Source organism: Amycolatopsis sp. NPDC089917 (assembly GCF_040684635.1).
In the GTDB taxonomy this organism is placed as follows: Bacteria; Actinomycetota; Actinomycetes; order Mycobacteriales; family Pseudonocardiaceae; genus Amycolatopsis.
On record NZ_JBFBGL010000023.1, the window covers coordinates 73,089 to 86,656 of the forward strand.

12 protein-coding genes are annotated in these 13,568 nt (G+C 71.0%); 7 read left to right on the top strand and 5 right to left on the bottom strand.

Features of this window, described 5'->3' with window-relative positions; all coding sequences use genetic code 11:
• Positions 1-77: 77 nt before the first annotated feature.
• Positions 78-449: a VOC family protein gene (locus AB0N89_RS18750; RefSeq protein WP_364205922.1), complete on the top strand. Its 372-nt coding sequence runs from the start codon at positions 78-80 to the stop codon at positions 447-449.
• On the opposite strand, the gene AB0N89_RS18755 is transcribed toward AB0N89_RS18750, so the two are convergent.
• A complete protein-coding gene (locus tag AB0N89_RS18755) occupies positions 425-886 on the bottom strand; it encodes a MarR family winged helix-turn-helix transcriptional regulator (RefSeq protein WP_364205924.1) in 462 nt (153 codons plus the stop codon). The genes AB0N89_RS18750 and AB0N89_RS18755 overlap by 25 nt on opposite strands.
• Positions 887-949: 63 nt before the next feature.
• Here AB0N89_RS18755 and AB0N89_RS18760 point away from each other — a divergent pair, with 63 nt between their 5' ends.
• Both AB0N89_RS18760 and AB0N89_RS18765 read left to right on the top strand, forming a co-directional pair.
• Positions 950-1,315, top strand: a complete 366-nt coding sequence (locus AB0N89_RS18760; RefSeq protein ID WP_364205926.1) for a MarR family transcriptional regulator — start codon at positions 950-952, stop codon at positions 1,313-1,315.
• Between the two features lie 60 nt (positions 1,316-1,375).
• Positions 1,376-2,146 carry a class III extradiol ring-cleavage dioxygenase gene (locus AB0N89_RS18765; protein WP_364205928.1) on the top strand — a complete coding sequence of 257 codons (771 nt, stop codon included), beginning with the start codon at positions 1,376-1,378 and terminating at the stop codon, positions 2,144-2,146.
• Here the strand turns inward: AB0N89_RS18765 and AB0N89_RS18770 are convergent.
• The gene (locus tag AB0N89_RS18770; protein WP_364205930.1) at positions 2,143-3,309 is read right to left on the bottom strand and encodes an MFS transporter; all 1,167 of its coding nucleotides are present in this window, start codon (positions 3,307-3,309) and stop codon (positions 2,143-2,145) included. The genes AB0N89_RS18765 and AB0N89_RS18770 overlap by 4 nt on opposite strands.
• Before the next feature lie 90 nt (positions 3,310-3,399).
• Here AB0N89_RS18770 and AB0N89_RS18775 point away from each other — a divergent pair, with 90 nt between their 5' ends.
• Positions 3,400-4,590 carry an ROK family transcriptional regulator gene (locus AB0N89_RS18775; RefSeq protein WP_364205932.1) on the top strand — a complete coding sequence of 397 codons (1,191 nt, stop codon included), beginning with the start codon at positions 3,400-3,402 and terminating at the stop codon, positions 4,588-4,590.
• A 157-nt stretch (positions 4,591-4,747) separates the two neighbouring features.
• Here the strand turns inward: AB0N89_RS18775 and AB0N89_RS18780 are convergent, their stop codons facing one another.
• Together AB0N89_RS18780 and AB0N89_RS18785 are read right to left on the bottom strand one after the other, a co-directional pair.
• On the bottom strand, positions 4,748-7,984 hold the full coding sequence (locus AB0N89_RS18780; RefSeq protein WP_364205934.1) for a PE-PGRS family protein: 3,237 nt from the start codon (positions 7,982-7,984) through the stop codon (positions 4,748-4,750).
• A 195-nt stretch (positions 7,985-8,179) separates the two neighbouring features.
• On the bottom strand, positions 8,180-9,193 hold the full coding sequence (locus AB0N89_RS18785; RefSeq protein ID WP_364205936.1) for a hypothetical protein: 1,014 nt from the start codon (positions 9,191-9,193) through the stop codon (positions 8,180-8,182).
• A gap of 279 nt (positions 9,194-9,472) precedes the next feature.
• Between AB0N89_RS18785 and AB0N89_RS18790 the strand changes: the two genes are divergently transcribed.
• From AB0N89_RS18790 to AB0N89_RS18800, 3 genes are read left to right on the top strand one after another with little or no spacing between them, the layout of a single operon-like run.
• The gene (locus AB0N89_RS18790) at positions 9,473-10,675 is read left to right on the top strand and encodes an AI-2E family transporter (protein ID WP_364205938.1); all 1,203 of its coding nucleotides are present in this window, start codon (positions 9,473-9,475) and stop codon (positions 10,673-10,675) included.
• Positions 10,672-11,838: a DUF5931 domain-containing protein gene (locus tag AB0N89_RS18795; protein ID WP_364205940.1), complete on the top strand. Its 1,167-nt coding sequence runs from the start codon at positions 10,672-10,674 to the stop codon at positions 11,836-11,838. The genes AB0N89_RS18790 and AB0N89_RS18795 overlap by 4 nt, the downstream gene beginning before the upstream one ends.
• A complete protein-coding gene (locus AB0N89_RS18800; RefSeq protein WP_364205942.1) occupies positions 11,835-12,494 on the top strand; it encodes a response regulator transcription factor in 660 nt (219 codons plus the stop codon). Before AB0N89_RS18795 ends, AB0N89_RS18800 begins: the two co-directional genes overlap by 4 nt.
• 1 nt (position 12,495) lies before the next feature.
• On the opposite strand, the gene AB0N89_RS18805 is transcribed toward AB0N89_RS18800, so the two are convergent.
• Complete coding sequence (locus tag AB0N89_RS18805; protein WP_364205944.1) at positions 12,496-13,422, bottom strand: hypothetical protein; 927 nt, start codon at positions 13,420-13,422, stop codon at positions 12,496-12,498.
• Between the last annotated feature and the right edge of the window lie 146 nt (positions 13,423-13,568).

The following is a 13,568-nucleotide window of genomic DNA, read 5'->3' on the forward strand; positions in this document are numbered from 1 at the left end:
GAATACCGGGCGGATACTGCCCGGTATTGCTCCTAGCGTGGCCAGTGTTCCGCTTTTCGGCCCCGAAAGGACCAGCCATGCAGTTCGTTTCCGTCCGCGTGATCACCCACGACGTCGCCCGCCTCACCGGGTTCTACGAGCAGGTGACCGGCCTCGACGCGCGGTGGCGCGCCGAGCGGTTCGCTGAACTCGCCGGCCCTTCGTGCACCCTGGCGATCGGCGGCGCCGAGACGATGACCCTGTTCGGCGGGGCCGCCGCGGTGCCCGAGTCGAACCGGACCGCGATCCTCGAGTTCCGGGTCGAGGACGTCGACAAGGAGTACGAGCGACTCGCGGACCTGGCCGAGATCGTCCAGAAGCCGACCACGATGCCGTGGGGGAACCGCTCCCTGCTGTTCCGCGATCCCGACGGCAACCTGGTCAACTACTTCACGCCGAGCGCGCCGTAGTTCCGGACGAACGAGGTCAGCAGCCGGGCGAACTCGCGACGGTCTTCGTCCGGCCAGTCCGCCATCGCCTCGGCGAACACCGAACGGCGGAATTCGTGCATGCGCGTCACCTCGGCGCGCCCGGTTTCGGTGAGCACGAGGACCGCGCGGCGGCCGTCGCGCTGATCGGCTTCGCGCCGGAGGAAACCGCCCTCGACCGCCTTCGCGACCAGACGGCTCGCGCGCGGCTGGTCGATGGTCAGTGCCGCCGCGAGGCTGGTCACGGTGCCCGGCTCGCCGCCCTCCTCGGCCGCTTCGACGGCGTCGAGAAGCCCCTGGATCGCCTGGTCCGGCATCGATTCGGCGCGGTCGCGGGCGAGTTTCGACAGCGACCGCCTCGCCTGACTCCGCCGGATGGCGATCATCGCGCGTTCCACATCGGCCACGGCGTCCGTCATTGCCCATCCTCACCAAGTGCATGTACTTTTACATGTAGTTGCCGTCTACATGGAGGAGTATCCATGAAACCCATCGGATTCTGGTTCGCCCACCTTCACCAGGCCCTCGAATCTTCCCTGGAGAAGGTCCTCGCCGACGAGTCGCTGACCCGCCGGCATTGGCAGGTGTTGAACACGATCGACAGCGGCGCCTCGGTCGACGACGCGTTGTCGCCGTTCGGCGAGCGCCGGGAAACCGTCGCGGACCTGCGCGCCCGCGGCTGGATCGACGACGACGGCCTGACCGGGACCGGTCGAGAGGTGCACCTCCGCATCAAAACCAAGGTCGGCGCGTTCCGCTCGCGCGCGACCGAAGGCATCAGTGACGAGGAGTACCGGACGACGGTCGGCGTCCTGGAGCGGATGGCGGCGAACCTCGCGCGGGAATAACGCGGAGCCGGGCGGCGTCGTCTATCCTGGTAGTTGAAAGTTCAAACACCTGGAGCTGACATGACGCCGGTGCTCTACCTCAGCCACGGCGCGCCGCCGCTCGCCGACGACGCCACCTGGACCCGCCAGCTCGCCGGCTGGTCGGCCGACCTCGAAAAGCCGAAGGCGATCCTCGTCGTCTCCGCGCACTGGGAAGAGGCGCCGCTGACCCTCGGCGCCACCACCACGGTGCCGCTGGTCTACGACTTCTGGGGCTTCCCCGAGCACTACTACCAGGTGAAATACGCCGCGCCCGGCGCTCCGGAGCTGGCGGACAAGGTGCGGAAACTCCTCCGCTCGCCGGAGACACCGGTCCACGACGCGCCCGAGCGCGGCCTCGACCACGGCGCGTACGTGCCGCTCGTGGAGATGTACCCGGACGCCGACGTCCCGGTGCTCCAGGTGTCGATGCCGTCGCTGGACCCGCGGGAGCTGTTCGACCTCGGCCGGAAGCTCGCGCCGCTGCGCGACGAGGGCGTGCTGATCATCGGCAGCGGCTTCTTCACGCACAACCTGAGCGCGCTGGGCCAGACCGACGGCACCGACGGGACGCCGCCGTCGTGGTCGAGCGAATTCGACCGCTGGGGTGCGGAGACCCTGCGCCACGGCGACCTCGACGCGTTGCTGGACTTCCAGCACAAGGCCCCGGCCGCGGCTCTCGCGCACCCCAGGATCGAACACTTCGCGCCGCTGTTCGTTTCGCTCGGCGCGAGCTCTTCGGAGGGGAAGGGCGAGACCGTCATCGACGGCTACTGGCACGGCCTCGCCAAGCGCTCCCTCCAGTTCGGCTAACGGGATCGAAGGACGCCGGCGCCCGCCACCAGGCCGAGCGCCAGCAGCGTCACCACCGCGAAGGACACCGTCAGCGACGTCAGGTCGGCGATCCCGCCGATCAGCGACGGCGCGACGAGGCCCGACGAGTAGGTGATGGTCGCGACGCCCGCGATCGACTGGCTCGGCGTCGGCCCGCTGCGTCCGGCCGCCGCGAAGGCGAGCGGCACCACGACGGAGACGCCGAGCCCGATCAGCGCGAAGCCTGCCATCGCCATCACCGGATGGGCGGCGAAGACGACCAGCAGACCACCCGCCGTCGCGAAGGCACCGCCGGCGCGGACGGTCTTGACCGAGCCGAAGCGGCGCACCAGCGCGTCACCCGAGAGCCGGGCCACCGCCATCGTGCAGGTGAACGCGGTGGTCGACGCCGCCGCGATCCCCGGCGAGGTGCCGAGGACGTCGCGCAGGTAGACGGCGGACCAGTCGAGGCTCGCGCCCTCGGCGAAGACCGCGCAGAACGCGACGGCACCGATGATCACGGACGCCTTCGGTGGCAGCGTGAACCTCGGCGGCGGGTTCTCGTCGGGCGCGCTGCGGACGTCGAACACGCCCTGGCAGAGGACCGCCCCGGCGACGGTGAGCACGGCGGACGCGATCAGGAAGTGGACGCGGGCGTCCAACGCGGAATGCGCGGCGAGCGTGCCCGCCGCGGAACCGACGAGCGCGCCCGTGGTCCACATGCCGTGCAGCCCCGACATGACCGATTTACCCATCCTCTCCTCGATGTCGACGCCGAGGGCGTTCATCAGCACGTCCGAGGTACCGGCCGCGGTGCCCATGAAGAACAGGGCGAGGCACAGGGTGAAGAGGTTTCCCGCCAGCGACGGGAGGATCAGCGCCAGCGTCCAGTACGCCAGCAGGACCCGGAGTCCCATCCGCCCGCCGAGCCGGTGCCCGATCCGCGCGGCGAGCGGCATGGTCAGCGAGGCACCGATGGCGGGGAAGGCGAGCGCGAGGCCGAGCTGCCCCGCGCTGATCCCCGTGTGTTCCTGGATCCACGGGATCCGGGTGGCGAAACTGCCGGTCACCGCGCCGTGCACGGCGAAGACGGCGGCGATGGCGACCCGCGCCTGCCGCACCCGCCGTGACGGCGCGCCGACGGTTTCCACTGTGTTGGTCACTGGGCCCCCAAGGTCCATGAGACGACTCGACGACGACAGCGTAAACTATCAGGAAGGGAACCTGATAATTAATTCTGGGAGGATCTACCGGTGAGTGTCATCCGGATGCCGTCCGCCTCCCCGAGCACCGCGCGGGCCATCAACGACCGTCTCGCCCTCGACCTGCTCCAACGCGAGGGCTCGCTGACGGCCACCCAGCTCAAGACCTTGACCGGGCTCTCCCGGCCGACCGTCGCCGACCTGGTCGAACGGCTCCAGGACGCCGGGCTGATCGAGATCGTCGGCGAAGCGGGCGCGGAACGCCGCGGGCCGAACGCGAAGCTGTACGGCATCGTCGCCGACCGCGCGCACCTCGCCGGTCTCGACGTCCGCACCCACGGCATGGCCGTTTCGGTCGCGAACCTGCTGGGGCAGACCCGGGCGGAGGCCTCGGTGCCGTTCGCCCTGGACGTCGACACCGACGTGGCCGTCGAGCAGGCGATCGCGCTGCTGGAGGCCACCACCGCCGAAGCGGGCGCGACCGGGCTGCACACCATCGCCGTCGGCGCTCCCGGCCTGGTCGACCCGGCGACCGGAGGTCTGCGGCCCGCCGGTGGACTGCCCGCGTGGCACGGGAAACTCGTCGACGAGCTCCGGCGCCGGAAGGGCATCCCGGTGCTGTTGGAGAACGAGGTCAACCTCGCGGCCGCCGCCGAACAGCGGCTCGGCGCCGCCCGCGATCGCGACACCTTCGTCCTGCTGTGGCTCGGTTTCGGCGTCGGCGCGGCCGTCGTCCTCGACGGTTCGCTGCGACGGGGCGCGTCGGGCGGCGCGGGCGAGATCGGGTTCCTGCCGATGCTGGGCCCCGGGCGGCTCCCGACCGCGACCGACTGCGACGGCGGCTTCCACACCCTGGCGGGCAGCGCCGCGATCTGCGAACTCGCCCGCGAGCACGGCATCCCCGCTTCGGCTGCCGACAACGCCGAAGCGGCCGAAGCGGCCGTCGGGTACGCGATCGACGCGGGCGCCGAGGAGTTCCTGGGGATCGTCGCGGAGCGGATCGCGATCGGCGCGGCCGCGGTCACCGCGGTGCTGGACCCGGGCTGTCTCGTACTCGGCGGCGAGATCGGCCGCGCGGGCGGCGGCGCGCTCGCGACCCGGGTCGGCGATCGGCTCGCGGAGATCTCGCCGCTGCGGACCGAGGTGCGGGCGGGGACCGTAGGCGGGAGCGGCGTGCTGGAAGGGGCGGTGCTGACCGCGATGGGCGCGGCCCAGGACGCGCTGTTCACCCCGGGAAGCTGAGCGGCCGAAACGGTACTTCCGCGTGATCACGTGGACGGCTCGCGTGATCAGACGGACGACACACGGCGACAGCCGTAGCGACAAAAAGCAAAGCGGGCCCGGGAGTGACTCCCGGGCCCGCTTCGGTTCATTCAGTGGCGCTAGCCGACTGGCAGGTTCACATGGTGTGGAACTTCTTGCCGGTCAGGGAGCCGATGAAGCGCTGGAACATGCTCAGCGGCGACGAGTCGACGTTCGCCAGAGCCGGGACCTGCGCGGTCGGCATCGCCGGGGTGCTGTTCACGACCGGCAGGGTGCCGGCGGTGGGCAGCTGCACCGGCAGGGTGCCGGCGGTCGGGAGCGCGCCCGCGGTCGGCAGGGTGCCGGCCGTCGGGAGGGCCACCGGCAGGGTGCCGGCGGTCGGCAGGCCCGCGGTGGGCAGCGTGCCCGCGGTGGGCAGCTGCACCGGCAGCTTGCCGACGGTGGGCAGCCCGTTCAGCGCCGGGAGCTGCGCGACCTTGGGGGCGTCCGCACGAGCGTCGTCACCGGGCAGGGCCGGGGTCTTCGGCAGGGCCGGGACACCGGGCAGCTCGGGAAGGTCCGCCTTCGGCATCTGCGTCGGGAGAGCCGTCAGCCCCTTCAGGGCGGACAGACCGGCCTGAAGGCCACCCAGCTGGGGACCGTCGGCGCGGGCGCCACCGATCGCCGGGGTGGACGGCAGGGCACCGGCACCGTTCAGCGCGGGGGCGCCGAAGGGCAGGGTCGGCAGCGCGTCGATCGGCATCTCCGAGCCCACCGAGTCGGTGAAGGCGCGGGTGTACTCCTCGTCGTTGATCTCGGTGGAGTCGGTCGAGTTCTCGTCCGCGATGGCCAGCACCGGGATCTCGAGCTCGTTCACCGGGATCACGAAGGTGAGCGGGTTGTGGAAGTTGAAGCCCGACAGGGCCTCTCCGCTGCCGTCGGTGATGCTGTCGCCACCGGCCTGGCCGGTGATCATGCTGTCCGCGTCGGTCTCGGACACGCCGCCGGCCGCCGCGATGGCGTCGCCGAACACCTCCGGAACGGCCGCGACCGGGAAGTCGAGGATGTTGCCCGAGAGCGATCCTTCGACACCCGAGGTGTCGACGTCCCCACCCGAGGTGGCGTCGACGGTGTCGGAGCCGACGGCGTCGGCGATGCCGGCGGCCGCGACCGCGTCGTGCGTGACGGGCACGATCGGCAGCGCCTGCGCGCCGATGATGTTGCCCGAGACCGCACCTTCGTCACCGGTGGTGGTGGCGTCGCCACCGGCCGCCGACACGACGTCGTTGACGCTGGTGCCCTTGGCGATGCCCGCGCCGGCCACACCGAGGCCGGTCACCGGGACGGCGCCGCCGACCGGTGACTGGACGATGTTGCCCGCCAGGGCGCCTTCGTCACCGTTGGCGGTGGCGTCGCCACCGGCCGACGAGTCGGTCAGGTTCGAGCCCTCGCCCGACGCGATTCCGCCGAGCACCGCGGCGAAGTTGTGCGCCTGGACCGGCAGGGACACCGGGCCGTAGACCAGGTTGCCCGAGCCCGCGCCGTTGTCACCGGTCGCGTGGACGTCGCCGCCCGCGTTCGAGGTGGTGTCGCCGTCCGCGCCACCGTGGCCCTGACCGGCGAGCGCGCCGCCGATCCCGAAGGCCTGCACCGGCAGCGAAACCGGCACGGTGCCCAGGTTGGAGCTGAGGAAGCCGTTGTCGTCGGCGGTGTTCCCGCCGCCGCCGCCGGAGACGACCTTGGTCTCGTCGGCCGAGCCGGAGCCCTGGCCGATGAACGAGCCGCCCACGCCGAAGACCTCGGCCGGGACCGCGGCCGGGACCTGGACGATGTTGCCCGAGCCGGACGAGTCGTTGCCCGTGGTGCCGTCGTAGGCACCGGCGGTCACGGTCTTGGTCTCGGTCGCCTCGGCGACGGCCTGGCCGATGTGCGAGGCACCGACGCCGTAGACCTCGGGGGCCAGCGCGGCCTGGGTGTTGACGATGTTGCCCGCGAGGGTGGAGTCGTCACCGGTGGTGTGGCTGCCGTTGCCGGCGTTCGCGTCGACGGTGTTCTCGCACGAGGTGGCGGAAACGTTGCCGATGTAGGTGCCCGCGATGCAGGTCACCTCGACCGGGGCCGCGACGGCCGGGTCGACGATGTTGCCGCCGCCCGCGGAGCCTTCGCCCTCGGAGCTGACGAAGCCACCGGCGTCGACGACGCTGCTCTGGCTGGTGCCGCCGTCCTTGCCGGTGTTGGCCAGGCCGACCCAGCTGGCGGCCACGCCGCCGACGTTCGCGACGTCCGCGGTCTGCGGCACGATCGCGTTGCCCGCGACGGCCGAGTCCTCACCGGAGGTCTGCACGTAGCTGGGGACGTTGCTCCAGCCGGGGGTGGTGTCACCGGCGGTGGCGTCCGCCGAGGAGCTGCTGTTCGAGTTCGCGAGCGAACCGTGCACGGCGCCCGCGTTGTCGTTCACCTTCACCGGGAGGGCGATCGGCACCGCGCCGACGTTGCCGCCGAGGGCGGAGTCGTCACCGTCGGTCTCGACCCAGCCGCCGGAGGTGGCGTCGGTCTCGGCCTCGTAGCCGGAGCTGTTGGCGTTGCCGATGATCCAGGACACGGCGTTGCCGGTGACCTGGACCGGGGTGGCGAACTGGCCGGCCACCACGTTGCCGGAGAGAGCGGAGCCCTCGCCGTCGGTGGTGATGTTGCCGGTCTCGGTGGTGCTCTGGCTGGCGGAACCGCCGACCACGCGACCGGTGCCGCCGGCGAGCCCGCCGCCGTTGCCGGCGATCTGCACGGGCAGCGCCCAGTCGAGGGACACGACGTTGCCGGCGAGGCTGGAGTCCTCACCGGTGGTCTCGACGTCCTGGTTGTGCGACCACGTCTGGTCGTGGGTCCCGCCCTCGACCTCGGCGTCGCCGATCACGCCGATGGCGTTGTCGACGATCTGGATCGGGACGACGACGTCACCGACGACCTTGTTGCCCTTGAGGATGTCGTCCGTGGTGGTGAACCCACCACCGGTCAGCCCACCGCTGACCTGACGGGCCGAGTCCTTGGCCGCCAGCGGCGCGGGGACGGCGTTCTTACCGGACAGGCTGGGGAGCCCTCCGCCGATGCCGTCGGTGCTGCCGCCGGGCTTCGAGGCCTGAGCCAGCGCCTCGGAGACGGGCTTGGTGACGGCCTTGGTGCTGACCTCACCCTTGTAGCCGGGGACGTCGACCTGGCCGAGGGGCGTGCCCACGGCGTTGTTGTCGATCTCGATGGGAACGGTGACGTTCGCGTCGAGCGGGGAGGCCGGGGTGTCGGGGTTGACCTGTTCGTCAGCCGAAGCGATGCCGGTGCCCAGCATCAACAGCCCACCCGTGACCAACGCGGTCTGGAGTCCGCGCTTTGCCCAGGATTGCATGGGGTTGTTCTCCTTCATTTCGGGTTCCCTTTCGGGTTCGAGGAGGTGCCTTCGAACGGCACCAGAGGGGGGGTGGAACTTGCTGCGGGCGCACAAAAGCGCACCGCCGTTTCGCGGGGGATCAGGAGCGGACGCGAAGCCAAGCCCGGGATCGGGAGGCGTGAGGCGCGTCGGCTACCCCGCGGAGGGAGGTGTTCAGTCGGGAGTGACGCCGGGCTGCGAGCCCGGGGTGAGCGGCATGTACCGCGTGCCTGCCAGCGCGTAGCCGGTCAGGGAACGCTCGACGGCGGCGACGAGCCAGGCGGGAACGCCGTGGGTCAGGCCGTCGAGGTGACCACCGGGAGCGTTGCCGCCACCGGGGACAGTCGGGATGGACGGCGCGACGGGAAGCGGCGCCGGGGTGAGCGGACGCGGGAAGTCACCACGGTGACCGTCACGCGCCGGGGAGTCCTCGTCCTGGGCGAAGGCGTCGTGCTGCTGCACGAGGGCCGGCATCGGGAGGACGGTCTCGGAGGAAGCGGGGAACTGGGTCGTCGCCAGCGCGGCGAAGTCGGTGACCTGCGCACCGGCGCCGACGGTGTCCAGCGGGGACTTCGGGTCGAGCGGAGCTCCGCTGACCGGAAGCTCCGGCACGAGGTCGCCGTGGCCCTTCGGGTCGAGGAGGTCCCAGACCTTGCGGCCGAAATCGGGCGACGGGGCGAAGGTCTCGTCCAGCACCTGGCGGGTGTCCTGCGGCTTGCGGACGATGTGCTCGACGGCGCCGAGGGTCCGCTTGACCGGAGTGACGACCGAGTTGTCGGCGAAGTCGGTGACCGCGTCGCTGACGCGGGTGGAGACCTCGTGCTCGTCGGCGCGGATCTCACCGCCGCAGTGGCGCTTCGCCGGGGACGACTGGGTCCCGTCGGGCATCGACCACGTGGTGGCGTCCTGGTGGTTCTCGCCGCACACCGCGCCGGCGACGTCGCCGGTGAACTTCGAAGCGCCCCGGGAAACGTCGGAAAGACCGGCGGTGGTGGCGTCGGTGACCGGGGTGACGCTCGTGTCGGGAGCGGAGACCACCGGGGCGATGTCCGCGGCGGCGGTGGCGCCGGAAACGGCCCACGCAGCGGCGGATCCCGCGACGGCGCCGCCGAGGACGAACAGCGCACGCGAAGCGAGACGGCCGAAGCGCGCCGCGCCTCGCCTCTCGTTCTTCGCCGCGTTCGTCACTCGGTCTCCTGCCGTCTCGGTGTTCCGTTCATCGGTTGCGGGACCGAGGTAAGCAAAGGACGGAAGGCCAAAGCGAGCCAGCAGCGCCTTGATGGCACGATCGTGTGAACAACACACGGTGTAACCCGAAATCACGATAAGTGATCGAGGCAGGCGGGGGCCGGTTACTCCGGAGTCGACCGCCGGAACGTGTGTCAAGCGTCGCATCGGGCGAATTCGCCGCGTGCGCGTCGCCCGGAATGTTCAAGAAACACCGGCTCGGACCGATACGGTGAGCGAGTGAGCGAGCCAGGGCGCAAACAGCCGGAATTCGACCAGTCGAACCCGTTCCTCTCCGAGTCCACCGAGGACGTCACGAACCTCGTGCCCCGCGGCCTGCGGATCGGTGCGGCGCTGTCGTGGCGCTTCATCGTGGTGATCGCCGCGCTCTACGTGATCGTGTTCCTGATCGGCTACCTGTCGGTGGTCGTGATCCCGTTGTCGATCGCGCTGCTGCTGGCCGCGCTGCTCGCGCCCGCGGTCTCCAAGCTGCAGGCGCTGAAGTTCCCGCGCGGGCTCGCGGCCGGGATAGTGCTGATCGCCGGGCTCGCGGTGCTCGGCGGGCTGCTGACGTTCGTCGTCGCGCAGTTCTCCTCCGGTCTGCCGGAACTGCAGAAGCAGCTGACGGAGAGCCTCAACCAGATCAAGAGCTGGCTCATCGACGGGCCGCTGCACCTGCGCCAGGAACAGATCCAGGAGTTCATCAATCAGGCGATCAGCTTCCTGCAGAACAACCAGGCGTCGATCACCACCACCGCGCTCACCACGGCGGGCACGGTCGGCGAGATCGTCACCGGTTTCATCCTGACGCTGTTCATCCTCATCTTCTTCCTCTCCGGCGGCGACCAGATCTGGTCGTTCATCTGCCGCGGCGTGCCGGGGCGGGTGCGCAACCGGATCGACGTCGCCGGGCGGCGCGGGTTCGCGTCGCTGGTCAGCTACGTGCGCGCGACGGCGGCGGTGGCCGTGGTCGACGCGGTCGGCATCGGCATCGGGCTGGCGATCGTCGGCGTGCCGCTGGTGATCCCGCTGGCGACGCTGGTCTTCCTCGGCGCGTTCATCCCGATCATCGGCGCCGTGATCGCGGGCGCGGTCGCGGTGCTGATCGCCCTGGTGACGAAGGGCGTCGTCGGCGCGCTGGTCGTGCTGGCCATCGTCATCGGCGTCATGCAGCTGGAAAGCCACGTGCTCCAGCCGATCCTGCTGGGCCGCGCGGTCAAGCTGCACCCGCTCGCCGTGGTGCTCGCGATCACCGCCGGTCTCGTCGCGGCCGGGATCGCCGGCGCGCTGCTGTCGGTGCCGCTGCTCGCCGTGCTCAACGCGGGCATCCGGTCGCTGCTGCACGAACACGATCCCGACCCGGCGCAGATCGACGTCCTGCGGGATCAGGCGGCGAGCCCGAACGATCCGGGTGAAGAGGAAGAGTCCGAAGCCAAGTCATGACGGACACCCCGCTCTGGCGAGCGGTCTCGGCACTGGGCACGCGAGACCCCGCCACTCCGCTGTGGCGCGGGGTGATCGTGCTTCGCGTGACGACGCTGCTCTTCGCGCTGGGTTCGTTCATCGTGCATTACGACGGCTACGCGAATCAGTGGCTCGCGTGGACGTCGTTCGGCGTGATGACGGCGTGGACGGTGCTCAGCAGCCTGTTCTACGCGCGGCCGTCGAGCCGCTGGCCGTGGCTGGTCGGCGCCGATCTCGCGCTGACCGTCGTCCTCATGGTCACGTCGGCGTGGATCCTGAGCACCAAGCAGTTCGACGCCAACACCCCGCTCATCACGACGGTGTGGGCGGCGGTCCCGCCCGCGGCCGCCGGGACGCGGTTCGGCGCGGTCGGCGGGGTGTTCGCCGGGCTGGTGGTCTCGGTGGTCACCGGGCTGGTGCGCTGGCGGTTCGACATCGACGTCGCGCGGGACGGCTTCCTGCTGACGGCGAGCGGGTTCGTCATCGGGCTGGCCGCGACCATGGCCCGCCGTTCGGCGGACGCGCTGACCAGGGCTTTGCGGATGGAGGCCGCGACGGCCGAACGCGAGCGGCTCGCCCGTTCGATCCACGACAGCGTCCTCCAGGTGCTCGCGCGGGTGCGCAAACGCGGCGCCGAATTCGGCGGGGAGGCCGCCGAACTGGCGAAACTGGCCGGTGAGCAGGAGATCGCGCTGCGGGCGCTGGTCACCACCGAGCCGACGCATCCGAGCGAGAACGGGTCCACCGACCTGCGGGCCGCGCTGCAGCTGCTCGCGACGCCGTCGGTGCAGGTCTCGACACCCGCGGGCGAGGTCCAGCTGCCCGAGCACGTGACGGCGGAGCTGGTGGCGGTGGCACGCGAGGCGCTGCTGAACGTCGAGAAGCACGCGGGCGACGAGGCGCACGCCTGGGTGCTGCTGGAGGACCTCGGCACCGAGGTCGTGGTCAGTGTCCGCGACGACGGCCCCGGAATCGGGCAGGGCGTGTTGGAACGCGCGGCGGCCGAGGGACATCTAGGTATCGCGGAGTCCATCAAGGGGCGCGTGCGGGATCTGGGCGGAAGTGTCGCCCTGGACACCGCGCCCGGCCAGGGCACCGAATGGGAAATCAAGGTTCCAGTGGCGGCGAGGGGGAAGCGATGACCGACGCGCCCGGTGTTTCGGTGATGGTGGTCGACGACCACCCGATGTGGCGCAACGGGGTCGCGCGCGACCTGGCGGAGCACGGTTTCGACGTGCGGGCCACCGCGCCGGACGCGCCCGCCGCGGTGCGGATCGCGCGCACGGTCAAACCGGACGTCGTGCTGATGGACCTCAACCTCGGCGAGACGTCCGGTGTCGACGCCACCCGCGAGATCACCTCCGAGCTGCCGTCGACCAAGGTGCTGGTGCTGTCCGCGAGCGGCGAGCACAGCGACGTCCTGGAGGCGGTCAAGGCCGGGGCGTCCGGGTATCTGGTCAAATCGGCGTCGGCGAGTGAGCTGGTGGACGCGGTCAAACGGACGGCGGCGGGGGATCCGGTGTTCACCGCCGGGCTCGCGGGGCTCGTCCTCGGCGAGTACCGCCGCATGGCCGACGCGCCGGACGACGGGCCCGCGCCGCCGAGGCTGACCGAACGCGAGACCGACGTCCTGCGCCTGGTCGCGAAGGGGATGACGGCGCGGCAGATCGCGGAGAAGCTCGTGCTCTCGCACCGGACGGTGGAGAACCACGTCCAGTCGACACTGCGGAAACTGCAGCTGCACAACCGGGTCGAGCTCGCCCGCTACGCCATCGAGCACGGGCTGGACGAGGACTGACTCAGCCCTGGGCGATGGTCACCGCCGACGCGTTCCGCTCGGCGGGCAGCGGCGTCTTGACGATCGTCCACTGTGGCCGGTCGAGCCGCCAGCTCGCGACCACGTCGGTGACGAGCACCAGCGCGTCGTCCTCGCTCCACTCGACAGCGACCCGTTCGAGCGGGGTCGCGATCGGCATCGACGGCGCGCGCGTCCAGGTCAGGGTGTCGAGCGCGAGCACCCAGACGTCGGCGGTCTGCGTACTCGTCCCGGCCCAGGCGGGGTCGCCGAACAGGACGGCCACCTTGTACCCGTCGCGGCTCGGCACCACCTGACCCGGTTTGCCGTTGGCCACCGGCCACCGGACCGGCGTGCGCCGGCTGTTCCGCAGGTCGAACACGGAGAACTCGGTCAGCTCGGCGAGCAGCATCCGGTCCTTGGTGATCGCGAGGACGCGGGGGAACTGGTGCACGGCGCGGCCGGTGGCGGGGTCGATCAGCACGTCTTCGGCGGTCGCCGTCCCGGCGTTCACCGTGATCAGCAGGCCCTGCGGAACCTCCTGGCGCACCGCCGTCGTGCAGCTCGCGGGACGGCCGCGGCCGCGTTCGGCGCCGAGGAGGGAAACGAACTGGAGACGGCAGAGGTCGTTGCCGTCGTCGCGGATCAGCCAGACGCCGCTCTCGTCGGCCGACGGCGCCACACTGCGGGCCTTGCCCAGCTTCCACGGCTGGTTCTTCGGGTCCCCGTAGACGAACACCTCGGACGGCTCCAGGCACGAAGGCCCGCAGCGGGCGGCCGACAGCACGACCGGGAACTTGCCGACCCGGATGACATCGTTGACCCGATCGCCCGCCGGAGCACCGGGAAGCGGCGTGGTGACGCCGGTGGCCGGGTCGAGCATCGACGGCGGTGACGTCGCCATGACCAGGCGGAAACCGACGTAGTCCACCGGGAGCCCTTCGAGTTTCGAAGGCGGCGGGTTCGTCGATTCCGGCGGGGAGGGCGGAATCTTCTGGTCCGCCGTGCATCCGGCCAGCAGCAGGACAGCCGCCAGCAGGGCGGCACTGGGGAGAAATGCGGGTCTGTTCAGGGTAT